Source organism: Bacillus sp. LJBS06 (genome assembly GCF_016924995.1).
Taxonomy (GTDB): Bacteria; Bacillota; Bacilli; order Bacillales; family Bacillaceae; genus Bacillus; species Bacillus stercoris.
The window spans coordinates 903,599-929,653 of the sequence record NZ_CP070483.1 but is presented as its reverse complement, the minus strand read 5'-3'; the positions used below and the strand labels follow the sequence as shown (position 1 = coordinate 929,653).

The window sequence follows — 26,055 nt, the reverse complement described above, 5'->3', positions numbered from 1 at the left end:
TCTCTAGTAAAGTTGAGGTGATGGATGAACTTAGATAGATTAGGGAAGTTGCTGAAACCATAGGAATAATGAAAAGTATAAATATTAAAACGAAGATCTTTTTGCGAGGAATTAATCTGATAAAAATGTAGTGAAAAATTTCTAAAACCTAACTAAGACACTAAATAGAGTGCATGATTAAGCACTCTATTTAGAATCTGTACATTTTAATTTACCGAATAAATACTAAAGCCACTCCATATCCCTTACTCTTGTCGAACTCTTTAATGACTCTCATGACCTGCCACCCTTGTTTAGGAGATTCAGCCTTTGTTGCCATTCCGTCATTATGCGCTTGAATAAAGTCTCCAGCTTTTACTGTGCTGTCGCATCTGACATAAACCTGGCCTACAAGGCCCACAACATTCCATTCATCTCTCTCTTCCCTAGAGGCATAGTTCTTATCTGGCTTATAATCAGGATTTTCCATAGGCGCCATGACGATTTGGCCATTGGCATCTTTCTGTTTTTCATAAATATATCCGCCAAAATCATTTTTCAGGTATCTTCCAGACCAATGGAAGCTTGACTCACCAAGTATTACACCAGCTGTTTCAGAAATAACTCCAAGCATGAAGTCACCTTTTTTTGCGGGTCTAATTTTATCTCCCTCCAAAGTAACTAGGGTTCCTGTCGGAATTTTTTCACCGCTTAGACTCTCAAAATATTCAGCGTAATCCGAGAACGTTTGGGAACTTTTTATGCTTCCTGAAGCCTTAATTGTTCCATCTTTTGCATGAAATTCAATCTTTCTGTTTGATGAGGATGGTGTGCTCCCGCTTGCCCATCCTAGAGCAACTGAGTCTGAGTTCGGATTGATTGTATTATATGAGGCTATCACAGAAGATTGGGCTGCTCCAGTTGCTCTGCTTCGAACAGATCCAGCTACAAAATTATTATTTCCAGTAGCATGGGAATCACGAGAGCCAATAACCCCGCTTCCTTTATGTTTAAACAAAAAGTACGGCGTCACGACGCCTCCAATCTTAAAATCTGTTTCGTAGCCTGAAAAGTCACAATTAGAAACATTAAGATCAGGGTCAACAGAAAAAATCCCAACTGTACCACTGTTATTTTTAGGCGATCTTTGCCCCCATACATTACTAACTACAGACTCGTACATACCGCTCCCAAAAACAACACCCTTTTCGGCTGAATCGATCAATGTCACACCATCAATCATTACCTTGCCGACAGAATTGTCGCCACCTACAATATAAAGATCATTATCAGCAGTTTTAAATCCTCTAATCGTTATATTCTTTAAATTGATTAGACGCCCTTTATAATACACGCTTACGACTGAATTTCCCTTATAGTTAATGGAGGAATCATCGCATATAGCATGAAAATTCACCACATTGACGCCATCGTAACCTGAAATTTGCAATGCATTCGGCCCTGCCCCTTTGTACAGATCACTCGGCTTAGGATTATATGCGATACAGTTAGCCAGCTGAACGTCATGAGCTGATGCTGATTGAGGATCACTTGCTGTGTGGTGTCCTATATGCCGAATGCAAAAACTAATTGCATTTTCATAGGCACGGCAGTTCACAAGTTGAACTCTTTTTGCAGCCGGAGCATAATCATGAGCTTTAATTTCAAATCCTCGAACTCCTCCAATTGCGATGCAGCTATCAACCATTACATCCTGAGAGCCATCATCGATTTCAAAACAGTTTGTATTTGAAGACCCATCATTTAACCCCATCGGATGGTAAGAAAGACAATGACTGAAAGTCGTATGCTTTCCAAAGTGACATGTGAAATTATCATCGCCAGAGCCTGTTGCTTCGCAATATGAGAAGGTTACAAAGTTGCAGCCACCAGGCTGATAAAAGGTAGGATCATCATGTTCTCCGTGTCTGTTATAATTCGGGCTTGTAGCATCAAACCCGTGAAGGCCGGCATTTTTTGCAAAAACATGCTCTACAAAAGAGTAATCCACATTTGCAAAAAGCAAGCAGCTTGAAGTGGGCCCCTTAGGGATCTTCCATCCAGCAGGACGCGTATCTTTATTCCAGTCCAGTGTCAAATGTCCAATGTAGATATTTTCATTACCATTTGTATGATCACTATTGGTGAGTACAGAGTGACCAACTGGCGTATCGTCTAATAACTTGATGATGGTCCTTTTTTTACCCGCTCCAACCAGCATTGTATTCGAAGGAACGAGCAAGCCAGATACCCTAAATACGCCTGCAGGGACTTTTATGAGATAACCGCCTTCGGCCATCGCATCATGAAATGCTTGCGTATCATCTGTGACTCCGTCTCCTTTAGCTCCATAATCCATTACGTTTCGTTCATCAAGGTACTCAAATCTGTTCTCATACATTTTGAGTCTTTCATTTAAGTTTTCAAAAGTTGTTATTCCATCACTTAAAGCAATCCCAATTTTACTATCAATCGTTTCGAAATTCTCGGCAAGCTTGGAATCAATTTCAATACTTTCAGTGCTTTCAGGTTTGTAAAGACCTAAAAACGTTGTATGATTTTCCATTTTTACTCCCCCTATTGGTTTCAGTTTTTAAGAAACATAACATCCCTTGCACTTATAAGTGGCAAACGTATGACAAACAAAAAAGCGCTGTCTTTAAACAGCGCACTGATCAAATAATTTCACCTATTTAGTATTTTTTCCACACGCTCCCGCATCTGCGGCACGCTTAATCCGATAATCACCTGAAACGCCTTCCCGTTTCTGACGATGCCATGTGCGCCAAGCGCCCGGAATACGCTGTCGGGTTCAACCTTTGTTTCGTCCTTGACACTGACTCTAAGGCGGGTGGCGCAGTTTGTGACTTCAGTGACGTTGTCTTTTCCGCCCAGCGCTTCAATATACAGAAAAGCAGTGTCATCCGCCGTTTCTGCAGCGGAGGCCGTTTCATCCTTGTTTTTTCGTTCTCTGTACTCCTTTTTCGAATACAGCTTTGTTTCCTGCTGTTCATCCTTTTCCCGTCCTGGTGTAGCGATATTGAATTTGAGGATTAAAAATCTGAAGACGAAAAAATAAATAGCTGTAAACGAGAGTCCGATCAAAATTTGATATACATATGTCATACCGTGGCTGCCAAAGAGCGGAATCCAATTCAAGGTCACCGCTTCGATCAGTCCGCCTCCCATGTTTCCGACGACGCCGGCCATATACATAACTGTCGACATTGTGGCGGCAAGCACGGCGTGAACCGCAAATAAGAATGGTGAAATGAATAAGAAAGTAAACTCAATCGGCTCTGTAATTCCCGCGACAATCGCTGTCAGTGTGACAGGAATCAGCAGCCCTGCGACGAGTTTTTTCTTTTCCTTTTTGGCTGTCACATAAAAAGCAAGAGCGATACCCGGAATACCGAAGATTTTCGAGTTCCCGTGAAGCGCGAATCCGCCTTGCGGGAAGAGCTCCTTCAGCGGTTTGGCGCTTTGCGAATATTCGCCGAGATGCTGTGCCCAATACGTGACGATCCCGCCTTCCGCTACAGCCGGGCCATAAATAAACGGCGTGTAAATAAAATGATGAAGGCCGGTCGGAATTAAAATCCGTTCCAGAAACGTGTATATCCAAACGCCCACCGCCCCGGAAGCAACCAGGAAGCTTTGAAGCGAGCCAATTCCAGATTGAACCATCGGCCATATATAAGACACTGCCAGAGCAATCGGGATCATAATAAAGAAGGAAATCATCACGATATACGTTGAACCCTGAAAGATGCCGAGAAAATCGGGCAGTTTTTTATCAAAATAGCGGTTATGCAAAAAGACGACAATCGAAGAAATAAAGATGGCTCCGATAATGTTGGTATCGAGCGTTTTTATGCCCGCAATCATCGTTAATCCACTCGTTCCGCCGACCTCTTGATTCATGTCGACGCCAAATGCTCCTCCCCATACCGTCAATATCGAGCTGACAAAATAATTGAAGGTCAGGTAAACAGTAAGCGCTTCCAAACAAGCGCGTGCCTGAGCTTTCTTCGCCAAAGCAACCGGGATGCCGATGGCGAATAAGAGCGGCATTTGGTTAAAGACAGTCCAGCCGCCCTGCTCAATGATATACCAGCACTGATACCAAAAACCGTCAGGATCGGCGAGCGATCCCATGAGGGTTTTATTTTTAAAGAGCGTGCTGATACCGACGATAATGCCGGCGAACGCGAATAATAAAACAGGCACAAACATCGCGCTTCCAAAGCGCTGAATTTTTTGCATCATACCAAAACCCCCTGCTACTCATTGTCATTTTTTTCTGCCTCTTTGTAATCAACATATGCGCGGAACAAAGCTTCGCCTACGAGAAAAAACGGTGCAAAAGCGACAATTTCCGTCTTATCGCTTAATGTCACAGGTTTGCTTGTCGCATAAAGATTATGCGGAGTCAGCTGGGCGAGGACATTGTTTTTTAAATTCGTAATGGAAATAAAGGGAATGCCCTTTGCAGAAAGCATTCTTGCCTGAGGAATCAGCTCCGGTGTTTCTCCGGAAAGAGAAATGATGATAAACAGATCGTTCACTTTAAAATCCCCGCGCATCAGATTAAATTCATTCGTGTCTTCAATCAAAATAAGATAGCGATGGCGCGGAATAAACATTCTTTGCAGGTCGCGGGCGCATATCTTTTGCGCATTTCCAGAACCGTAGACGAAAATGCGGTCCGCTTCATCAATCAGCTGGCACATGTCCGTCATGTCCTTTGTCCGTAAGAACTTCAAATTTGCTTCAATATCATCAAGCAGCTTTTCAAAACTCATACTCTCGCCTTCTTCCGGCTGATCTTCCCACTTTAAAAAGACGCGAAATTCACTGTAGCCGCTGAAACCGAGCTTTTGGGCAAGTCGCAAAATTGAGGAACGCGATACACTGCAAGCTTTGGCCAGGGCGTCGATTCCAAGGTGATAGCACGTGTGCTTATGATTCAATATATATTTTAAAATATGAAAATCGTTGTCATTCAATTTGCTGTAGTGCTGATTGATCAGTTCTTCGAGCTGCATATCAGATCCCCCCATTTTCTTTCTATTATATACAATTACAGATTCGAAAATGGGGGAATTTCATTTATGATATGCGGGTTGGGCTTTGATCAAGCTCAGGCCAGAAGTCTTTGTTGGCCTCCACTAAATCCTCAAGAATGAGTCTTGCCACACGCGCGTTCGGCACTGTTTTTGACAGGATCAGCGCCTGCCACAGCTTTTGGAACGATTTCTCCGCCCACGCTTCAACAGTCAGCTTCTCAACGGATACCTGCTGCTCCATGAGCCCTTTCTGGAATTGCGGAATGGTGCCGACGGTAATCGGTTCAGGCCCATTTGAGCCGACGATGCATGGTACCTCAACCATCGCAGTCGGGTCAAAGTTCGCAATTGCACCGTTATTTTCAACAATCAACAGCATTCTTTCACCTGTGTTGTAGGCAATCGCCCGGGCAAGATCAACGATATACGATGCGTGGTCATCGATTTTAATTTCGCTGTTTTCCGAGGACTGTTCACGTGTGATCATGTCACATTGGCTGAAAATAAAAGCTTCGCGCCCTTCCATGACTTCATTCGCCCGCGTATGATTCGGATTTGATTTTTTCACCATATCATCTGGGAACAAATAATATTGCAAATACGTATTTGGCAGTGTGTCAGGATCTGCGGCCTGCACGTCACGCGCTTTGGCGAACGTGTCATTCCAGCTTGCCTCCACCGCTTCAGCCTCTGTTTTCGGAATATAGCCGTATTGAGATACATGCTCCTTCAGCTTCGGCATTAAATCGTTGCCCTCTTGATCCTGAATTGATGTCCACCAGCCGAAGTGATTTAATCCGTAATAGCGGACCTTCATTTCTTTTCTTGAGGATAAGCCAAGAATTTGCGCCATCCGGTCTTCGATTCCAACAGGCATATCACAGATATTGAGAATTTTAGAATTCGGTCTAAGGCGTCTCGTAGCTTCAGCTACAATCGCCGCCGGGTTGGAATAATTGAGCATCCACGCTTCAGGCGAGTATTTTTCCATGTAATCTAATATTTCAAGCACACCGCCGATCGAACGCATACCGTATGCGATCCCGCCCGGCCCGCACGTCTCCTGGCCGACAACTCCGTACTTTAACGGAATTTGCTCATCAAGCGCACGCATCGCGTATTTCCCTACTCTGATGTGCGCCATAACAAAATCGACATCTGTAAAAGCTTCTTCCGGGTCAGTCGTCGCTGCAAATTCAATATCCGGCGCTTTTTCTCTGATAAAAACGTCACAGGCGCCTGCAATGCGATCCTGTCTCTCTTTATCATTATCATACAGCTTCAGCTTTCTGATCGGAAACTCCTCCAAATGGTCCAAGAGCATGAGTACGATCCCTGGAGTGAAAGTGCTTCCTCCGCCCGCTATTACAATTGAGAATGATTTTTTCTTCATATGACGACCTCCTTGATAACGTTTACAATTTCATTTATACCATGGGAGAGCCCGGCCCGTAACACGTTTGGCGCACTTAGGTCATTTGATCAATTTTAGTGTTTTTTCCCATAGAGCGGGAAATTTCTCATTTGCCTTATGTCTGAGGGATTTGTTTTTTTTACCTTTTTTGTAATCTTAAAGTCTCACCAACTGTGAATTTTAAGTGAATATACGCCCTTCCAATTCTTATGAAAAGGTTCTTTTGTACGATTCGGATACATGCCGAATTATTTATAATCATTTATATAAAACATCCAATTGTGCGTGAATTTAGAAAAGGCAGGGGACAAAAGTTGGACTCATATAAAGTCATTGAGCTGGCAAACAAGTACAGTGCGGCCGCAGAAGAGGTCAGAAGCTCCAAAATGCTGCTTGCATCCCGGTTATCTGCATTGGGAGATGCTTGGCAGGGCAAAGCAAGAGATTCGTTTGACCAGGATTTCGAGGAAACGAAAGCCGCCTACGATCAATTCGAACAGGAGCTGCTTGAAACAAGCCAAGAGCTGAAGGCTGCCGCTGTCAAAATAGAAGAACGAAAAGCTGAAATTGCCAGAATGGAAGAACTGGAGCGTAAAGCAAGAGAGGAAAGACATAAACTCGGGAGGTGAACGGTGTGTCAGGAAACATTGCAGTTGATCCGGATAAGCTCGAACAGCTTGCAAATGATGTAGTCACTGAATTAACTGATATGGAAAACAAATATAAGGATCTGCATGTGGAGCTGGGGCAGATGATTTTGCAATGCGATCCCCGCTACAGCAGCTGTTTTTCCGGAGTGGGCGATGCGTGGAGCTCAGGAAAAGCGCTCGTCACCAAGCTGAGTGACAATGAGATTTTCATCAGAAAAACGGGCGATAAATTTGTGGAGCAAGATGATATTTTGCGAAAGCTCTACAATGCCTACGACAAATACGGCACGATGACAAGCTTAACCGCCCTTATGCTGACACAGGGAAAATATTATGGATTAGGGCTTACGAAATTTGTGAAACAGCCAAGCGGCTTGCATACCGCCCAGCACTCAAAACTTCTATTGGATATTTCTAGGGCCGTTGACAGCTCCCGTTATCAAAAAGCGGCAAGAGTGCTTTTGAACCCTAAATATTTGTTAAAAAAGACAAACCGACCATTTTCAGATTTGGTACATAAAAAGTTTACAAAATACTTCCCTCAGGACACGGTCGATTTTTCAAACAGCGTCAGAAGCTACACAAAAGGATTTCTTAATGAAGCCGGCGTACGCTCAACTTTAAAGGATGTCGGAAAAACGGGCTTAAAATTCGCGAAAGGAAATGCCATTACCGCCACACTGATTACCGGTGCGACCGAAACGTTCGGAGCGGGCTTGAAAATAGCTGAAAATTACGCGAAATACCAGGACAAACCGGAAGTTCTCAAGCGTGAAAACGCCAAGGCCGTCGGGAATGCTGTGAATAACACCATTTTTATTGCGGGAGGTGCGACAGCTGGTGCTGTTGTAGGCGGTGCCGTAGGAAGTGTGTTAGGCCCTGTCGGCACCGTAGTCGGAGGCACAATTGGTTCGGCGGTAGGCGGATTTGTTGGGGAAAAAATCGCAAAATTCACATCAGTCTATGCTGAAAAAGCAGCGATAAAGCTGAAAGAGCCGATCCATGCTGTCGTTGATACAGCCAAAAAAGGGCTGGAATCAGCCGGCAAAGTCGTCAAATCAGTGAATGATGGCATAGATGCGGCGAATAAATCGATACATAAAGGGATAGACAGCGCGAAAAAAGGAATAGAAAAAGCAAAGAAAACAGCGGATTCGCTTATACACGGCGCAACCCATTTCCTTAAAGGGAAATTTTCATTTGGATAGGAGAATAAACAATGAAGCAGTTTACAATTAGCATAGAAGAACTCTTGTTTTGTTTTTACAGCGAAGGGTTTTTTGAACAGGGAATGGCCTTAAAACAAGCTTATTTTCCCGAAATAGAAGATGAACAGCTCGGCTCCTTATTTGAAGCTGCGTGCCGCTCACTCTTAGCCAAGGAGGCGGCGGAATATCGGAATCATCAATATCGGTTAAAGGACGAATACTGTCCGTTTATCCACGTGTTAAACGATGCGGACTATACAGTGAAGCTATCCAAATTTGATGAACAAGCCAAAGAACAGAATATATCCTGCCATGTTTCGAAGTTTGGCACTTACTCTCATGAATTGCTGTTTGATGAACAGGTACATAGAATCAAAAAAATGGATTCAACTAATGGAGTACTCTCTAAAACATACGAGTTTTTAAATGTAATAGATGCAGAAGATCATAAAGAATCAATGATCACCCTGACGTCAACTGAATTCGAATGGCTCCTGGAGGGCGCTTCAGACACTCCCGCATATCTGAAGGAATTTCTAGATAAGCATGATCACCAAGAGGACGTGACCCGTTTTGTAAATGATCTGGCTTTGCGAAAAGGAAAAATGGATACGCTGATGCGGCTGGTTTATGACAAAGACAACTCGCCGGAAGTGGCTGATATGGCTTTCGTCCTGCCTGGCAGCCGTCATACTTGGCTGGTAACAGGCATTACCCAAAATGAATTTTCTATCGTAACAGCAAATAAAGATGTGATAAAAGGAATACTTTTTTGCTAAAGAGCGATAAAGGAGAATAGCAATTGAAAAACAATGAAGTAATTAAGGTCAAAAGCAGACTGTTTTTTAGAATATGGCTGTTCCTCGCTACAGGAGGCGCTTTTATTGTAGGAGTATGGCTGGTGTCTGAAGCTCTTACATTTGAATCTAAATATGCCCTGCTTTATTTGGGCGGCGGATTAATGGCGATCGTTTATGGATTGATCACATTTTTTATGGCTTTTCCGGCGTTCACAAGCCGGGGAAATGTCATTTTCAGCGTAAAAACAGGGCCTGATGGCGAGATTTTCTCTAGAAAGCGCAGCGTGATGTTTTCTGAGGTAAAACGGATTTATATGGGACGGCATCATTACAGCTTGAAAGGGATCTTTTTTGAAGATATTATCATCGAGAAAACAGACGGAAGAGTCGTTCGCATCCCTACTTGGAACATTATCGCGAATCCATTGTTTTTTGAAGCGGTGGAACGCTATATCCTCCCTCATCTGAATGAAGAGGCGAAAAGCAACTGGATCAGCCAATTTACGGAGATTCAGCGCAGCGCGTATTTAAAGGAATTTGAAAATCATCCAAAGCTTTAACAGCTCTCCTCCTTTATAATGAAAGAGAAAAGCAACTTGAGGAGTGCTCATGAATGCTGGTTACCATTCTTTTATTTCTCGCGGCGGGGCTTGCTGAAATTGGCGGCGGATATCTGATTTGGCTATGGCTGAGAGAGGCAAAGCCAGTCGGCTATGGGATCGCCGGAGCATTGATCTTGATTGTCTACGGCATTCTTCCGACATTCCAGTCCTTCCCTTCCTTCGGCCGTGTATACGCCGCTTATGGCGGGGTATTCATCGTGCTTGCGGTCCTGTGGGGATGGCTTGTTGACCGGAAAACACCTGATCTGTATGATTGGATCGGCGCATGCATTTGTCTCATCGGTGTCTGCGTCATCTTATTTGCGCCGCGCGGATAAACAAAATGGCCTGCTTATGAAGCGGGCCATTTTTGTTTAATCCTCTTTTAAGCTTGTCAGCTGCACTTCATGCTCATCTTGCGGTTCGTCAAGCGGATAAATTCTTGCTGTTCCGTTTTCTTCATTCACGTGCTGAATGTAAATAGGAACACCGTTGTACGTTACTTTTTTCATATCGGGAGATTCTACAATTTCTTTCGCCCTTTGTATATTCATCGTAACACCCTCCTTCAATACATAATGTTTCCATTTCCTGAAGGAAGTATGCTTTATGATTCAGCGGACAAATTGAATTTTTTCAGGCGTTTGTAGAAAGTGCTTCGCGGGATCCCGCTGATTTTGGCGGCTTGAGAGACGTTTCCTTTTGCGGATTCAAGCGCTTTGATCATCATATCCTTTTGGATTTGCTCACGAAGTTTGACCACGCCGGCAGCAGCGGGCTGTTTTTCTGCAGTGCTGACCGGCAGTCCAGCGGCTTCCAGTAAAGCGGAAAGCGGCTCATCTCCAAGCCGGCCGTCCGGAAATCTGATGGAAAGACGTTCAAACACATTAAATAGCTCACGGATATTTCCCGGCCACTTCCAATGCTTCAGCACCTCACAAAAATCAGAAGGAAGTTCGCCTGGCCAATGATTCTTCTGTTTGTAGTACTCGAAGAGGTCCGGAATATCCTCGGGGCGATCGCGCAATGGAGGAAGTTCAATTGGATAGACATGAAGGCGGTAAAACAAGTCCTCTCTGATTTTTCCGCTTTCGGCAAGCTCGCGTAAATCACAATGTGTGGCGGCAATGACTCTGATATCAACCGGAATTTCTTTTGCCCCGCCGATTGGCGTAATCTTGCGTTCCTGAAGCACGCGTAAAAGCGCAACCTGCATCGAGTGGGAGATTTCTCCGATCTCATCTAAAAATAAGGTGCCTTGATTCGCTTTTTGAAAGGCGCCTTTATAGCCATTTCGCTTCGCTCCCGTAAAAGCGCCTTCCGCATAGCCGAACAGTTCGCTTTCAATCAAATCAGACGGAATCGCTCCGCAATTGACAGCAACAAACGGACCGTGCCGTCTCTCACTGTTCTCATGAAGCGCGCGAGCCGCGACCTCCTTCCCCGTACCCGTTTCACCCGACAAACAGACCGTTGCATCCGTCGCAGCTGCTCGTTCAAGGTGCATCAGCATCGCTTGCGATCGGCCGCTTTGCCCGATCACTCCATTGAATCGAAACGCCTTCTTTTTCTTTTGTTCCGATAGATAAAAACAAGTGCCGCCATCTCCTATAGTGACAGCTTTTTCGATTGAATAGCCCCGTTCCTTCAACTCGTACAGATGCCGGCCCTGCCAATCCGGCATTGAGGTTCGAATCGGCATGCTCGCACTGATGATGTGCTGCTTGGTATTACAGAGCACCATCGGCACACTGGATGCAGCTCTCTCCCCAAAACGGCTGATCAGCTCCAGCTCTTTCTCACGGCTTTTAGCTGCGAGTTCCCGTTCAGCGGCATAGGCAATCGCCGTGGCAATACCAAGCATATGAGGATGCGCGCCTGCCGCCGGGCATGATATGTCAATTACACCCGCAAGGCTGCCATCCTCATGGTGAATCGGAGCAGCTGAACAGTTCCAAAGATGGGAAGCGATAGAGTAATGCTCTGATCCTTGTATTGCAACCGGCTCGCTGATGTGGAGCGCCGTGCCAATCGCATTTGTTCCGACAGCCGTTTCTGTCCAGCATGCCCCTTCGACGAAATTGATGCGTTTGGCTTCATAGAGCGCGCGGGGATGGCCGTCCAATGCCAGTACAACACCATCTGAATCAATTAACAGCGCCATCATTTCCATTTCTTTTATGGCAGGCAGCAGTTTTTCGAGGTAAGGCTTTGCGGTCGTCAGGAAGAATGAATGCTTTTTTGACTGCTGATCCAGCTCCGTTTGCTGTAAAACCCTCGGGCCTTTTTCTAAATAAGGATTGACCTCAGCTTTTTTGCAGCGATGCCATGACTCGGCGATCCGTTTTCTTATTCGGGCTTCGTCAAGCACACCGTCTTTCACAAAACGTTTCCAGGTTTGCAAATCGTTTGGGACCGAATTCATTTCCTTGATCGCTCCTCCCTTACACGCCGTTTTCATCTATTGTAGGGGAAAAATAAAGCGCTTTCAACAATAAAAAAAGCAGACGCCTTATATCCATGCGCCTGCTTTTCCTCTTATTATGCATGTACTGCAAGCCCGATCGTGCTTAGCAGCGCCTCGTGCAATGTTTCCGATAAAGTCGGATGGGCGGCGATAAAATGCTCTGCCATATCAGCCGTCATCTCACCATTCATGATCGCTGCCGCCTGGCCGATAAGCTCGGTTACATCCGGACCAATCATCGAAACACCTACGATTTCGCCGAATTCCGGTTCAGCTATGATTTTGACCTTTCCTTCCGCTTGCTGTTTAATGAGCGCCTTTCCGTTTGCGGAGAAAGGAAATTCGCCAATCTTCACATCCCCGTATACGCTTCTTGCCTGTCGTTCTGTCATTCCGATACACGCGATTTCCGGGGACGTGTAGATGCAGCGCGGCACATGTTTCTCATTGATTTTGACATCCCTTCCAGAAGCATGAGAAGCAGCAATGATGCCCTCATGGAATGCGGCATGTGCCAGCTGAATGCCTCCTATTGCATCTCCGCACGCGTAAATATGAGGCACGTTCGTCTGCATGTGCCCATTCACCGGAATGCCTTTTGGAGAAAAATCAACTCCCGCCTGCTCCAGCTGTAATCCGTCAAGACGGGGTTTTCTGCCGATCGCCACCAGTATATAATCGGCCTTTGTTTTAAACTCACGCTGGCCGCTTTTCCATATAGCCGTTTTCGCTGTTTGATCCACCCGCTCTAATCTGGATGAAATATGCACTTCAACACCGTCTTCCTCAAGCTTTTCTTGAAAGAGACGGGCGATATCTTCATCTTCAGCTGGGACCAGCTGTCCCGCTGTTTCAATGATGGTCACCTTCGATCCCAATCTGGCAAACAGCCCTGCATACTCACACCCGATGACACCGCCGCCGACAATGACAAGTGAAGACGGAATCTCGGAAAGAGAAAGCGCGTCTTTGCTGTCGATGATCCATTCGCCGTCAAAAGGAGCGAACGGCAGCTCGATTGGCTCTGATCCTGAGGCAATCAATACTTGGTCCGCCTCTCTGATTTCTTTTCCGTTTTGTCCTTCGATCAAAAGCTTTCTTTCAGAAAGAAAGGAGGCTGTTCCCTTTACAACCTGTATTTGATTTTTCTTCATTAGGTACTGAACGCCTTGAACAAGCTGTCTGACAACCTGCTGTTTTCGGTTTTGCATTTTACTCCAATCGACTGATATCGCACCTGCGGGGAGTTCGATTCCAAAGCTGCCGGCATGCTTGATTTTATCAAGAACGTTTGCGCTTTCTAGCAAAGACTTCGTGGGGATGCAGCCTTCATTCAGGCAGGTCCCCCCAAGCTTGCCTTTGTCAATGAGCAGCACGTTTCTGCCCTGCTGTGCCGCGGAGACCGCAGCCGCATAGCCTGCAGGTCCGCCGCCGATAATGGCTAGTGTCATGTCGTTTTCACCTGCTTTTCCTATAAAATTAATGCCGCGGGTTCTTCCAAATATGTTTTAATCGCCTTCAGGAATGCAGCTGCTGGAGCGCCGTCACACGCTCTGTGATCAAATGTCAGGCTGAGCGGCAGGATCGTGCTTCTGACGATCTCCTCCCCTTGGTACACCGGTGTGTCATAGCTTGCTCCGATACCGAGAATGCCTGCTTCCGGCGGATTTAATATCGGTGTGAAATGCTCAACTCCAAAAGCGCCAAGGTTTGTAATGGAGAAGGTTGAGCCTTGCAGCTCGTCGCTTCCCGCACGTCCCTCGCGTGCTTTTTTGGCATTTTCTGAGATGGATTGAGCCAGTTCAATCAGCGATTGCTTTTCAGCATGGCGGATGACAGGCACCACTAAGCCATTTTCCAAGGCTACAGCCATACCAAGGTGCACATGAGGATGTGTGATGATGCGCTCATTTTGATAAAAGCTGTTCAGCACAGGGTGAGCTTGCAGTGCGAGAACGGCGGCTCTTGAGACAAAATGAGTGATTGTCAGTTTTGTGCCGTACCGTTCTTCCGCAGCTGGTGAAAGCTGTTTTTGAAGAGTGGCAAGCTTAGTGATATCAGCCTTCATCGTAATCGTCAGCTGCGCGCTGTTTGCCAAGCTTTCCTGCATTCGGGCAGCGATGACTTTTCTCATGCCTGTCACCGGGGTTTCCTGCGCTTTCTGATCAGAAACAGGTTTTGCCTGAGCTTTTTTCTGTTCAGCCAGCGCCTTTGTCACGTCATCCTTCACGATTCTTCCGCCTGGTCCGGTGCCTTTCAGCTGTTTCAGGTCTACCCCCGCTTTTTCCGCTATTTTTCTCGCAACTGGAGATATTTTCAATCGATCTTTTTTGGAGGCTTCGGGTTTGTTTTCTTGTTTGACGGGCTGTACGGCTTGCGGCACGCTGTCTTCAGCAGCAGGCCTGCTTGCCTCTTCCTGCACCGACTCATTGGCGTCTCCGATGTAGCAGATTGCAGTGCCGGGCGGAACCTCTTCTCCCTCTTTCACTTTGATGTCGATCAGCGTTCCTTTTTCAGGCGCCTCGATCTCCATTTCAATTTTCTCCGATTGAATGCTGGCAATGCTTTCTCCCTTTTCAACCGGGTCGCCTACTTTTTTATTCCATATCGATACTTCCCCTTGTTTCATCGCCATTCCTAATTTTGGCATCACTACTTTTACTGCCATTTGTGTCCCCCCTTTAGTTCATTGCCGGCTCGCCAAGCAATTCAAGCGTGACGCTGACAATTTTATCTGGTGTCGGCAAATATTGATCTTCAAGCACCGGTGAAAAAGGCACTGGTGTATGCGGTGCTGTAATCCGTTTAATCGGCGCATCAAGCAAATCAAAGCCTTTGTCTGCGACAATCGCTGCAATATCTGTAGCAATGCTGCATCGCGGATTGGCTTCATCAATGATGATCAGCCGGTTTGTTTTTTCTAACGATGTGAAAATCGCATCCTCATCAAGAGGAGACAGACTGCGGGGATCAAGCACCTCAGCTTCGATGCCTCTCTCTGAAAGCTGTGCAGCTGCTTCAAGCGCGGTATTGACCTGCTTGCCGACTGCAAATAGCGTGACATCATTGCCTTCACGTTTGATGTCGGCCTTTCCGAGCGGAATTGTATAATAATCTTCCGGCACCTCGCCCTTCATGTTGTAGGACGTCTTGTCTTCAAAGAAGAACACCGGATCATTGTCTTCTATTGCTGCAAGCAGCAGACCTTTGGCATCATACGGGCTGGATGGAACAACCGTCTTCAGTCCCGGGATGCTCGTGAAAAGGCCATACAGCGCTTGTGAATGCTGGGCAGCGGCCCGAAATCCCGCTCCGTATGTGGTGCGGACGGTAATCGGCACTTGCGCTTTACCGCCGAACATATAGCGGAATTTCGCCCCTTGGTTGATCACCTGGTCAAAGCATGTGCCGATAAAGTCATTAAACATTAATTCTGCAATCGGTCTCAGCCCCGTGGATGCCGCAGCCATAGCTGCACCCATGTAGCCCGCTTCAGAAATCGGTGTGTCCAGCACTCTTGTGCGCCCGAATTCCTGTACGAGCCCCTTTGTGACTCCTAATACACCGCCCCATGCTTCATCATCCTGCAAATGATCAACAGCCGCTCCGCCGGCAACATCCTCACCGATCAAAAGCACATTTTCATCTCTTCTCATCGCAAGCTTCATTGCTTCATTGATCGCGTCTGACATGCTTATGACTCTCGCCATCTCTTACATTCCTCCTTTTTCATATGACACGTACACATCTGTCAGCAGCTCCGAATCTTTTGGATATGGGCTGTCTTCGCTGAACGAGACGGCTTTTTCAATCGATTCGCTGACACGCTGTTCAATGTCTGACAGCTTATTAGCATCTGTTTCTTTTAAAAGGTAGTTTTTAAAGCCTTGAATGGCATCTTTTTCTTCAAGGTGCTCAACTCTTTCATCCTTCGTTTTATAGGTCTGGGCATCCCCTTCGAAATGGCCGTAGTTTCTGTAGGTCATACATTCAATCAAAGACGGGCCTCCGCCGTTTCTTGCTCTTTCTATCGCTTCCTCGGCTGCCTGGTAAACTGCTAAAATATCTTTCCCGTCAACTGTAACCCCCGGCATGTTATAAGCAGCCGCCCGATCGGCGATTGAATCACAGGCTGATGCGTACTCAAATGGGGTAGCTTCTCCATAGCCGTTGTTTTCAGCAACAAACACGACAGGAAGGTTCCATACAGCCGCTAGATTCAGCCCTTCGTGGAAGGTGCCTTGGTTATTTGCCCCGTCTCCAAAAAAGCAAACGCTTACATTTTTAGTCTGTTTATATTTAGCCGTGAGCGCTGATCCGCACGCGAGCGTAAATCCGCCTCCGACGATTCCATTTGCCCCTAACATGCCTTTATCGAGATCCGCAATGTGCATAGAACCGCCCTTGCCTTTGCACAATCCGGTCGCTTTCCCGAAAATTTCCGCCATCATGCCATCCAGATCACAGCCTTTGGCGATACAATGTCCATGTCCCCTGTGTGTGCTTGTAATGCTGTCGCCATCATGTAAATGAGCGCACACCCCAACAGCCACGGCTTCCTCACCGGCATATAAATGAACGAATCCAGGAAGCACTCCCTGGGCGAACAGGTCATGCACTTTGTCTTCAAAGCCCCTGATCTCCAGCATCTTTTGGTACATCCACAGCGCTTTTTCCTCAGTTAATGACAAGCCTTCTCGTTTTAACAATTCCATTTTGTGCGCCTCCTTCTATTTAGGGTTCACGATTATAAAAGCAAGAAGTGTGCCAGTATTTGAAGCCCGTCAAATCAGCCTTTTCATTTTTACACTGGAGACAATTTGAGACGGGTGTCTCGTTTTGTCTCAAACTGATCCATTTGTCTCGTTTTACAGCATACAAAAAAAGACCGGGCATCACCCGGCCTTTGACAATGATCGACGTATTTATTTCCTTGGAAATGATGTTAACTTCCTAGTTCCTCTGCATCGTTTGATTGAATAGCCGCTTTTGAAAGAAAATCAATCAGTTCATGCTTTTCTTCAACAGCCCGATTCAATGCTTGAAGCATATAGCCAATGCCTTTGTACGATGACAGCGGCCAGCTGATATGCTGGTGCTCTCCGATGACGGCGTTGAGAATGTTTCGATATTTTTTCCCGCCAAGCATGACTAGCTCTTCAATATCAGAAAAGCCCTTTTCGTAAAATTGGCGGCCCAGCTCCTCCGCTGTCATGATTTCCGGATGACCGGTGCCAAAAGTGACATCGTAATTTTCCGATACGATATCATCAGGGCGAAGAAAGCCGTGCTTCGCCGACAAAATCACCCACTCATCGAAAAATGCTTTCGCATACCGCTCGCACGCCTGATGAAACGGGCTAAGATAAGCGTCCGCCGCTCTTACCGGCTCGGCATCAGGCTGGACATCCCAGATTTTTTTCTTGCCGCAGGGGATGATGCATAGCCGTTTCATTTTTCTCTCCCCCTTTATGAGATATCTCCACTAAATGTACCATTATTTTCTTATTCCTGCATGACTAAACAATACATGCGAGAAAAGACAGGCTGAGTAAAAAGCTGCGTACAAAAAAGACCCGGAAATCGGAATTGTTTATTTTACCGAACATCCAGGTTTATTTTAGTCAAGAATGGTGTGAAAATCCCTTTATTTTGTTAGCCTTTTTTGAATCAAGCACTGCTGTTACTCTATCCCATCAAGATACTTTCTCTCAAAGTCGTCGAGCAATGCACGCACTTCATCTGTTGACTTTGTGTTCATGCATTGATTTCTTAATTCACTTGCTCCTCGGAACCCGCGAAGGTAAATCTTGAAAAAGCGAGGAAGAGGTTTGTACGGACGTGCTTCTAATGCTGAATACTTATCATGAAGATCCAGATGCAGTCTTAAAAGATCAAGCAATTCCTTGCTGCTATGCTCTTTCGGCTCCTTTTCAAAAGCGAAAGGATTTGTAAAAATACCGCGCCCTATCATAATTCCATCGACGCCGTATTGTTCAGCAAGTTTCAAGCCAGTTTGACGGTCAGGAATATCCCCGTTTATTGTTAACAGTGTATCTGGTGCCACCTCGTCACGAAGTTTCTTAATCTCCGGGATGAGCTCCCAATGCGCATCCACTTTGCTCATTTCTGCTCTTGTACGCAGATGAATAGAAAGATTGGCAATATCCTGCTTCAAAATGTGTGTCAGCCATTCGCGCCATTCGTCTACATCCGTGAAACCAAGTCTTGTCTTTACGCTTACAGGCAATCCCCCTGCTTTTGCTGCTTGTATTAACTCTGCTGCAACTTCCGGCCGGCGGATAAGACCGCTTCCCTTACCGTTCTGTGTCACATTAGGCACAGGACAGCCCATATTGATATCTAGACCTTTAAATCCTAACTCTGCCATGCCAATACTCATTTTACGAAAGTTTTCAGGCTTATCTCCCCATATATGTGCTACCATTGGCTGTTCATCCTCTGTAAAAGTCAAACGGCCGCGTACGCTATCCTTCCCATCCGGGTGGCAATAGCTCTCTGAGTTTGTGAACTCTGTAAAAAACACATCCGGTCTGCCTGCTTCACTTACTACATGCCGGAAAACAACATCTGTCACATCTTCCATTGGTGCCAATACAAAAAATGGCCGTGGTAATTCACGCCAGAAATTATCTGTTATCATACATTCAAATCCTTTCATGATGGGATACAGTCAAACCTTTATCCCAAAATTAAAAACTGACCATGCTTCTTTTTACACTTATAGCATGCGAAAGCATTTCTTATCAAACTATAGGAAATGTTGAACATTTCACTTTTACACGATCAAAAGTGAAACAGCAAACTGAAATAGAATAGATAAGATAGAACACCTTAATTGGGTTAACGTAATGGAGTATCGCTATAATTATCCCCATATAGTTCTTCAACTCCTGAACCTTATAATCGGTTCGAAAGAGAAAAAAGTGTGATGATTATCTACACCTATTTTTTATATCTATATTGTGGTTTATTAATATTACAGCTGACCTTCATCTTTCTTAGTGGCCTTACTTTTGAACTTTTTGGATAAAAAGTATTCCAACCTAAATAGAATATCATATGAGTTCTCCCTATTACAAAAGCAAAATAATTGTACTGTTATTGAAGATAAGATATTTAACGCTACACCATATCCGTATCTCAATATCATTTGTGGAAAAACTAATTTCAAGAGATAACCTGATTAAGTAAATTGAGTTGGGGTGGCATATCTGAGTACTCGAGAGAATGAAAAAGCTTTAACTTACCGCTTGAGGGTGAGGACGGTAATCCTGATCCAGAACCAATAAAATAGACTGCTGACTAAGTGTCGCAGTCTTCACTCATAAGATTAATAAGAAAGTGTTCATTTCTTTCATCATTAATAAGGCATCAGAAATTATTGCTTTAATTTCAAATATCCTTTGTTATCCCTGTGATTATTTGTATAATAGTGAAAACTCCCAAGAAAACAGTAATAATATTAAACCATGGATTATCATAGAATGAAAGATATGTTTGAAAGAAATCCAGTTCAACTATGTTTGCTGGGAACCCATTCATTTCTCTATAATTAGGACCCCATCCCGTTAATTCTACAACATTAAAATAAAGCTGCAAAACTAAAAATGCCAACAACGTTTGAAACCAACTTCTTTTATATAACGGTCGTTTTTTGTATACTTTATCCATTTAACGCCATACCTTTCCTTACATTTCTATAAACAATATTTCACACATACTAACTGCAAGTCAATATATGATTTTACAAATTATGAAAATACATCTTTTGTTTTACATTATTCTACTCATGTAATTCAATCATACTTAAGCTAATTTTTTCGGGATAATTACTGCTAATTAGAAAAATATATATTTAATGTTTTGCTTATATTTTATTTTTTAGAAGGGGGACAAATTATATACAATCTTATTATTTAATAAAATGCATAAAGGAAATAGAGTATAAAAAATGAAGAATTTCGATGGTTTTCATATTTGTAATTGTATCCAGTCAGCCTATAAGCTCTCACGCTGAAGAATCAAATTATGATGAAGATATACACAAGACTTTTATGGGCGTTGATATGAACGTAATTAATTTAAGTTTATCTACTTTCTTATCAAAAAAAGATAAAGAAGATAGAGATCGCTAAGTAAGTCACTAGTGAATTGAGAAAGACAGTCAGAACTAGGGCTGCACATGAAAAAGACCCGGAAATCGGCAATGTTCATTCTACCGAAATCCAGATCTGATTAGGACTTAATGAGACGATTTTAATACAAGCCTCGCCACTGCTTCCACATGAGCCGTCTGCGGGAACATATCGACAGGCTGAATATAGTCCACGCGATAGTCCTTTGACAGCGTCTGCAAATCCTTCGCAAGCGTGGATGGATTGCAGGAAACGTAGACGAAGCGTTTCGGTTTGACTTTTTTGATCGTGTCCAGGAACGTGCTGTCACAGCCGGTTCTTGGCGGGTCTACGATGACGACGTCCGGGCGGAAGCCTTCTTTCGTCCATTTCGGGAGCCAGTGCTCGGCTGTTCCTGTTACGTATGTGGCATTTGCCATGCCGTGTTTTTTGGCATTTTTCTTGGCATCGTCAATTGATTCCTTGATGACGTCCATGCCGCGGACTTCCTTCGCTCCATCCGCCACCCACATGCCGATAGTGCCGACGCCGCAATACGCATCTACGACTTTTTCTTTTCCGGTCAGCTGCGCCGCTTTTTTCACTTCGTCATACAGCTTGACGGTCTGTTCGGGATTGAGCTGGAAGAAAGCGCGGGCGCTCAATTCAAAGGCTACATCGCCGAGCACCTCTTGAATCACTGTTTTTCCTGCGAGCGGTTTCGTTTTCTCACCGAAAATCACTGAGGTTTTCTCCCCGTTTACATTCTGAATAATGGATTTGACCTCTGGCAATCGCTTTTGAATCGCTTTGACGATTTCTTCCTTGTGCGGAAGCGTTTCTTTTGCGGTTACAAGCACGACCTGCACTTCGCCTGTTTCAAAGCCGACTCTCGTCACGATCGTGCGAACGTCGCCTTTTCGTTTTCTTTCATTATAAACAGACACATTGAAGTCCTCTAAAATGCGGCGGACGATGCCTGTTGTTTTGTTGGTTGCCGGATGCTGAACGATACAATCTTTAATCGGCACGATGTCATGAGAATCAAGGCCGTATAAGCCGGCGATGATGCTGCCGCTTTGCGAGCGCCCGATCTGGAATTGGCTTTTGTTGCGGTAATTCCACGGATTGTCCATGCCAATCGTTTCTTTGATTTCCATGTTCTCTACTTTAAACTTCGTATGGCGTTCAAGAGACTGAATGACGATGTCGCGTTTTTCCCGAAGCTGCTGACTGTATGCAAGGTGCTGGAGCTGACAGCCGCCACATTGTTCGTACACGGGGCAAGGCGGTGCCACCCGGTGCTCAGACGCTTTGCGGATTTTCTTAATGCGGCCCTCCGAAAACTTAGGCTGGACCTTTGTGGCCTGCACAACAACCTCTTCACCAGGAAGCGCGCCGGGCACGAAGACGACTTTTTTCTTAAAATAGCCGACACCTTCTCCGTTAATGCCGAGACGCTTAATCGTCAGCGGAAAGGTTTGTCCGACCTTCAGTTCGACGGGCGCCTGTTTCTTTTGTTGGTTCACGTTTTTCTCTCCGTTTCTATATGAAGCTTTCTGCGGATGGCAGAAAGTGAAATGTTTTTTCACATCTAACTAGTATAACACGTTTGCAGGTTTTCCTTCATTGTCAGATGAATTATTCAATACTCCTCCACAAATATAAAGACGCATAGCTTAAATAAGGCTCCCACTCCTTGCTCATCGCCAGCATGACATCCTTTGCCGGCTTATCGTCCAGCTGAAAATGGCGTTTGATGGCATTCTGGAGGCCGATATCGGCAAGCGGGAATAAATTGGGACGGCCAAGTCCGAACATGAGGACGTTTTGCACGGTCCACGGGCCGATGCCCCTGATTTTAATCAGTTTTTTCATAATGTCTTCATCCGCCATATGCGTCAGTTCTGACAAGCTGAGTGTGCCTTCTGCGATCATCCTTGATGTATCAATGGTGTATTCCGCTTTTCTCATACTGAATTGCAGATCACGCAGATCCTGATAATCGAGTTTTGCAATTGTTTCCGGCTTTGGATAGCACCACACGCCATCCTTCTGCTCGCCAAATGCATGAACAAACCGTTCTGTTAGCGTGTAAGCGAAGGACAGATTGAGCTGCTGGTGGATGATGCATTTCATCATGCAGTTGTACACACTGTAGTCCAGAACAAGCGGTGTCCCGGCATGCTCTTCAAAAATGGCGGACAGACTCGTTTTTGAAAAATGATCCAGAACGTGCTGCAAATGATGTTCCCATTGAAAAATCCGCTTGATTTCCTTCATCATCTCATCCTGATCCGTTTCCCCGCTAACGAGAAACTCAGGCTCGTCAGCATGGCCTAACGCCTGTACTTTTACAATACAAACGTCTCCCGCAAGATTTCTGATCGGCACGCGGACTTCTCTCGCCTCTCGATCGACAGCATTGAGGGGGTCTAAAGACAGCCTGTCCAATACGCGGTCAAAATGATACGGCGGCGTGACAGATACTTTTTCCTTCCACATGTGATCCACCCTTTTTCCGTTTTTTTTCAGTATAACATGCCACTGGAATTAGGCAGAGAGTACCGTATACTTTTCTCATAAAGACCGCATGATATAATGGCAGGTGGAGGGTTGTTTATGATCAACATTACCGCAATCACAACAGAGCATCAGCTGCTGAAAAATATACCGATTGAACGAGTGGAACAGCCTGATATTGCATGGTACTGGGTTGATTTTTACGGCCCGGAGGATACGGAAACGGCGTTATTGAGAGATTTTTTTCATTTTCATCCGCTTGCCATTGAGGATTGCTTCCAGCACATGCAGCGGCCGAAGCTTGACCATTATGACGGCTATCGTTTTTACGTGATTCATGCGCTGAATAAGGAAACACTTGAGACGGAGGAAGTCGATATTTTTCAGGGCGAACAATTTATCGTCACCTTTCATTTACACGAAACGCCCGGTATCGCCAAAGTCCGGGAGCGTTTGTATGCTTCACCGGACATATTGAAAAAAGGGCCTGGGCATATTTCTTATATGATCATGGATCAGCTTGTCGATGAATATTTTCCCCTCGTGTATAAAATTGAGGACCGGCTGAATGAAATTGAAGAAAGCCGCCCCCACAAAACGTATGGAACGCTGATGAACGAGGTGTTTGAACTCAGAACAGATCTATTGCATTTAAGACGGACAATTATCCCGATGCGTGATTTGCTCTATCGGATTTTAAGTCTTGACCATGTGAAAGAGCAGCGGGAAACGAAAGCCTACTTCAGTGACATATACGATCATTTGTTAAAGTTGTCTGAAATTGTGGAATCCAACCGGGACATGACGTCCGACTTGCGTGACAGCTACGTGACGCTAAACTCAAACCGGATGAATGCGATTATGATGACACTGACGATCGTGTCGACCATTTTCATCCCGCTCACCTTTATTGCCGGTGTATACGGTATGAATTTCGACTTCATGCCGGAGCTGCATTGGAAATACGGATATTTTGCTGTACTTGGCCTGATGGGCGCGCTTGTGATCGGGATGCTGATTTGGTTTGTACATAAAGGATGGTTCAATATTTTTAAATGAGGGCAGCAGGAAGCTGTTCTTTTTTGTTGTAAGCCGATTGCTATGCATATTCTGTTTATATTGTTTATAATGGAAAAAATATTCAGGGAGTGATCAGATTGAAAATTGCTGTCATCGGACTCGGCAATATGGGACAGCCCATTGCCCGAAATGTTCTTCAAGCAGGCTACGAATTGACTGTATATAACCGGACGAAACAAAAGACGGAGGAACTTGTCACAGCAGGCGCACAGGCAGCTGATACGCCGCGGCTGGCGGCAAAGTCCGCTGATATTGTCATGACAATGCTTGCAGATGATGATTCTGTCAGCGCCGTGACATTTGGAGAAGACGGGCTGCTTGAAGGATTAGCAGAGAATGGCATTCACATCTCGATGAGCACGATCAGTGTTGAATTCTCAGAGAAGCTCGCAGCGGCTCATGCAGAGAAAGGACAATCTTTTCTCGCCGCTCCCGTCCTTGGCAGACCGGATGCCGCAGCCAAAGCCGCGCTTCGCATCATAACAGCAGGACCGGCGGAAGCGAAGCAAACCGCCAAGCCTCTGCTCAATAGCCTCAGCCAGCAGGTATTTGACGTCGGCGAAGAAAGCAAGATAGCAAATGCAGCGAAAATCAGCATCAATTTCTTACTCGTGTCTATGCTGGAGGCGTTATCTGAATCTTTCTTAATGATGGAGAAGTACGGCTTAGAACAAAAACAATTTTTAGAAATTGCCAGCGCGCTTTTCGGCTCCCCTGTCTACCAAAATTACGGAACCATCATGGCCGAGCAGAAATTTGAGCCGGCCGGTTTCAAAATGTCATTAGGGCTGAAGGATACCAACCTGGCACTCGCCGCCGCAAAACAAGTTTCTGCAAATCTTCCTCTTGCCGAGCTGGCCAAGAGCCATTTTGAAAGCGGGATTGAACAAGGCTTCGGAGATCTGGATTGGGCCGCACTGATTAAATGTATAAAATAAAGAAAAGCCTCTCCGTTTCAGGAGAGGCTTTTCTCATTACAAGGACGGCATCTTCATTTCTTTCTCAAACATCAGATCATCAATGCTTTTAAAAGTGTAGCCTTGTTTTTTCAGGTCTGTGATCGCATCATCCAGTGCTTCAGCATTGTCCCTTGATACAGTGTGAAGCAGGTAAATAGCTCCCGGGTGCGCCTGCTTGATCATATGATCGTAAGCATATTTCTTCCCCTTCTGGTTATTGATTTTCCAATCAACAAAAGCGACCGACCAGAAAACGGTTTGATAGCCGAGGCGTTTCGTTTCTTTCAGTACGTACTCACTAAACACGCCGCGCGGCGGGCGCAAGTACAGGTTGTCCTGCTTTCCCGTAATTTTATAAACCTCTTCGTTGACTGAATCAAGCTCATCCTGAATCTGATCAGCTGTTTTTGTTGTTAAATCCGGATGGTGAAAGGAATGGTTGCCGATAATATGGCCCTCATCTGACATTCGTTTAATCAGCTGAGGCTGGTCCTTTACGAAATGCCCAGTGACAAAAAACGTTCCTGTTACGCGATGTTTTTTTAAGACATCAAGCACTTTTGGCGTATAGCCATTTTCATACCCGTTATCAAACGTTAAGTAAATCGTTTTTTCCTTTGTATTCCCTAAATAAAACGCATCATATTTTTCAATTAAGCGGTTCAGCTGCTTCCCGGCATCTGGCGGCTGATGATTGACACTTCGTTTAAAGCCCCAATTAATCGGCTCATTCGGCACCGCTTCCGCCTGTGCTGCACCTCCGGCAAGCAATACGGCGGCGCAGCATATTGAACACATCCACTTCATGGCCAGCGCTCCTTCTGCATTTTTTCTTATTTTACAGATAGGAGCTTTGTTTTATACTGTTGCTTTATGCCAATAGAAAAAACCGCGCCGGCGCGCGGTTTTATTCCCAATCTTTTTTAAAACGTTCGTATTTGGCTTCCAGGTCATCAAGCATGCTGATGAGCCTGTCTATATCTTCAAGATCGGTTGCTTCAGGGTCTAATGAATCGATGACGTTCATAAACATGTCAAGTCTGTTCTTTAAATAATCAATCTGCTGGTCTTTATTGTTTACGGCGTTCCCCATGCTGTTCCTCCATTCATTTTTTATTATGGTAGCTCATTTTTTGCGGTTTTTCAATCGCCGCGCTACTTGCGAT

The 26,055-nt window shown here is 45.1% G+C and carries 24 protein-coding genes; 7 read left to right on the top strand and 17 right to left on the bottom strand.

Annotated features, from left to right (window positions below; translation table 11 throughout):
• Nucleotides 1-211: 211 nt before the first annotated feature.
• The 4 genes from JQX68_RS04550 to glvA all read right to left on the bottom strand — a co-directional run bounded on the left by JQX68_RS04550 (nt 212) and on the right by glvA (nt 6,441).
• Nucleotides 212-2,545: a peptidase G2 autoproteolytic cleavage domain-containing protein gene (locus JQX68_RS04550; protein WP_147773062.1), complete on the bottom strand. Its 2,334-nt coding sequence runs from the start codon at nt 2,543-2,545 to the stop codon at nt 212-214.
• 119 nt (nt 2,546-2,664) lie between these two features.
• On the bottom strand, nt 2,665-4,248 hold the full coding sequence (gene malP / locus JQX68_RS04545; protein ID WP_147773061.1) for a PTS maltose transporter subunit IIBC: 1,584 nt from the start codon (nt 4,246-4,248) through the stop codon (nt 2,665-2,667).
• Nucleotides 4,249-4,262: 14 nt separating this feature from the next.
• The gene (gene glvR / locus JQX68_RS04540; RefSeq protein WP_014476181.1) at nt 4,263-5,027 is read right to left on the bottom strand and encodes a MurR/RpiR family transcriptional regulator GlvR; all 765 of its coding nucleotides are present in this window, start codon (nt 5,025-5,027) and stop codon (nt 4,263-4,265) included.
• Between the two features lie 64 nt (nt 5,028-5,091).
• A complete protein-coding gene (gene glvA, locus JQX68_RS04535) occupies nt 5,092-6,441 on the bottom strand; it encodes a maltose-6'-phosphate glucosidase (RefSeq protein ID WP_147773060.1) in 1,350 nt (449 codons plus the stop codon).
• Between the two features lie 335 nt (nt 6,442-6,776).
• Between glvA and JQX68_RS04530 the strand changes: the two genes are divergently transcribed.
• Genes JQX68_RS04530 through JQX68_RS04510 form a run of 5 tightly spaced genes read left to right on the top strand, consistent with a single transcriptional unit; the run spans nt 6,777 to nt 10,060 of the window.
• Nucleotides 6,777-7,091 carry a WXG100 family type VII secretion target gene (locus JQX68_RS04530; protein WP_147773059.1) on the top strand — a complete coding sequence of 105 codons (315 nt, stop codon included), beginning with the start codon at nt 6,777-6,779 and terminating at the stop codon, nt 7,089-7,091.
• 5 nt (nt 7,092-7,096) lie between these two features.
• Complete coding sequence (locus JQX68_RS04525; RefSeq protein ID WP_147773058.1) at nt 7,097-8,320, top strand: hypothetical protein; 1,224 nt, start codon at nt 7,097-7,099, stop codon at nt 8,318-8,320.
• Between the two features lie 11 nt (nt 8,321-8,331).
• Nucleotides 8,332-9,099 carry a hypothetical protein gene (locus tag JQX68_RS04520; RefSeq protein WP_014663230.1) on the top strand — a complete coding sequence of 256 codons (768 nt, stop codon included), beginning with the start codon at nt 8,332-8,334 and terminating at the stop codon, nt 9,097-9,099.
• Nucleotides 9,100-9,122: 23 nt separating this feature from the next.
• Nucleotides 9,123-9,680: a YfjD family protein gene (locus JQX68_RS04515; protein ID WP_187248804.1), complete on the top strand. Its 558-nt coding sequence runs from the start codon at nt 9,123-9,125 to the stop codon at nt 9,678-9,680.
• A gap of 53 nt (nt 9,681-9,733) precedes the next feature.
• A complete protein-coding gene (locus JQX68_RS04510; protein ID WP_147773057.1) occupies nt 9,734-10,060 on the top strand; it encodes a YnfA family protein in 327 nt (108 codons plus the stop codon).
• 36 nt (nt 10,061-10,096) lie between these two features.
• On the opposite strand, the gene JQX68_RS04505 is transcribed toward JQX68_RS04510, so the two are convergent.
• The 11 genes from JQX68_RS04505 to JQX68_RS04455 all read right to left on the bottom strand — a co-directional run bounded on the left by JQX68_RS04505 (nt 10,097) and on the right by JQX68_RS04455 (nt 22,832).
• Entirely contained in the window at nt 10,097-10,276 is a 180-nt protein-coding gene (locus JQX68_RS04505) for a small acid-soluble spore protein H (RefSeq protein WP_014663227.1), read from the bottom strand.
• 53 nt (nt 10,277-10,329) lie between these two features.
• Nucleotides 10,330-12,147, bottom strand: a complete 1,818-nt coding sequence (gene acoR, locus JQX68_RS04500) for an acetoin dehydrogenase operon transcriptional activator AcoR (protein WP_147773056.1) — start codon at nt 12,145-12,147, stop codon at nt 10,330-10,332.
• A 116-nt stretch (nt 12,148-12,263) separates the two neighbouring features.
• Nucleotides 12,264-13,640, bottom strand: coding sequence for an acetoin dehydrogenase complex dihydrolipoyl dehydrogenase (acoL, locus tag JQX68_RS04495; protein ID WP_147773055.1), 1,377 nt, complete (start codon nt 13,638-13,640; stop codon nt 12,264-12,266).
• A gap of 20 nt (nt 13,641-13,660) precedes the next feature.
• A complete protein-coding gene (gene acoC / locus JQX68_RS04490; protein WP_147773054.1) occupies nt 13,661-14,857 on the bottom strand; it encodes an acetoin dehydrogenase complex dihydrolipoyllysine-residue acetyltransferase in 1,197 nt (398 codons plus the stop codon).
• A gap of 13 nt (nt 14,858-14,870) precedes the next feature.
• Nucleotides 14,871-15,899 (bottom strand): acetoin:2,6-dichlorophenolindophenol oxidoreductase subunit beta, encoded by a 1,029-nt coding sequence (gene acoB, locus JQX68_RS04485; RefSeq protein ID WP_014663223.1) that lies wholly within the window; start codon nt 15,897-15,899, stop codon nt 14,871-14,873.
• 3 nt (nt 15,900-15,902) lie between these two features.
• On the bottom strand, nt 15,903-16,904 hold the full coding sequence (acoA, locus tag JQX68_RS04480) for an acetoin:2,6-dichlorophenolindophenol oxidoreductase subunit alpha (protein ID WP_015252546.1): 1,002 nt from the start codon (nt 16,902-16,904) through the stop codon (nt 15,903-15,905).
• A 230-nt stretch (nt 16,905-17,134) separates the two neighbouring features.
• Nucleotides 17,135-17,644: a DUF6884 domain-containing protein gene (locus JQX68_RS04475; RefSeq protein ID WP_147773053.1), complete on the bottom strand. Its 510-nt coding sequence runs from the start codon at nt 17,642-17,644 to the stop codon at nt 17,135-17,137.
• Between the two features lie 228 nt (nt 17,645-17,872).
• Nucleotides 17,873-18,850 carry a tRNA dihydrouridine synthase gene (locus JQX68_RS04470; RefSeq protein ID WP_041521492.1) on the bottom strand — a complete coding sequence of 326 codons (978 nt, stop codon included), beginning with the start codon at nt 18,848-18,850 and terminating at the stop codon, nt 17,873-17,875.
• 755 nt (nt 18,851-19,605) lie between these two features.
• Complete coding sequence (locus tag JQX68_RS04465; RefSeq protein ID WP_147773052.1) at nt 19,606-19,884, bottom strand: YfzA family protein; 279 nt, start codon at nt 19,882-19,884, stop codon at nt 19,606-19,608.
• A 571-nt stretch (nt 19,885-20,455) separates the two neighbouring features.
• On the bottom strand, nt 20,456-21,856 hold the full coding sequence (gene rlmD, locus JQX68_RS04460) for a 23S rRNA (uracil(1939)-C(5))-methyltransferase RlmD (RefSeq protein ID WP_040083728.1): 1,401 nt from the start codon (nt 21,854-21,856) through the stop codon (nt 20,456-20,458).
• Between the two features lie 112 nt (nt 21,857-21,968).
• Entirely contained in the window at nt 21,969-22,832 is an 864-nt protein-coding gene (locus tag JQX68_RS04455; RefSeq protein WP_103031744.1) for a DNA-3-methyladenine glycosylase family protein, read from the bottom strand.
• Between the two features lie 117 nt (nt 22,833-22,949).
• Between JQX68_RS04455 and corA the strand changes: the two genes are divergently transcribed.
• The gene (gene corA / locus JQX68_RS04450) at nt 22,950-23,909 is read left to right on the top strand and encodes a magnesium/cobalt transporter CorA (RefSeq protein ID WP_147773051.1); all 960 of its coding nucleotides are present in this window, start codon (nt 22,950-22,952) and stop codon (nt 23,907-23,909) included.
• Between the two features lie 98 nt (nt 23,910-24,007).
• The gene (locus JQX68_RS04445; RefSeq protein WP_071581265.1) at nt 24,008-24,868 is read left to right on the top strand and encodes an NAD(P)-dependent oxidoreductase; all 861 of its coding nucleotides are present in this window, start codon (nt 24,008-24,010) and stop codon (nt 24,866-24,868) included.
• A gap of 36 nt (nt 24,869-24,904) precedes the next feature.
• Here the strand turns inward: JQX68_RS04445 and pdaA are convergent, their stop codons facing one another.
• Nucleotides 24,905-25,696 (bottom strand): delta-lactam-biosynthetic de-N-acetylase, encoded by a 792-nt coding sequence (pdaA, locus tag JQX68_RS04440; RefSeq protein ID WP_069149179.1) that lies wholly within the window; start codon nt 25,694-25,696, stop codon nt 24,905-24,907.
• A gap of 100 nt (nt 25,697-25,796) precedes the next feature.
• Entirely contained in the window at nt 25,797-25,982 is a 186-nt protein-coding gene (locus JQX68_RS04435; RefSeq protein WP_147773050.1) for an SE1561 family protein, read from the bottom strand.
• Between the last annotated feature and the right edge of the window lie 73 nt (nt 25,983-26,055).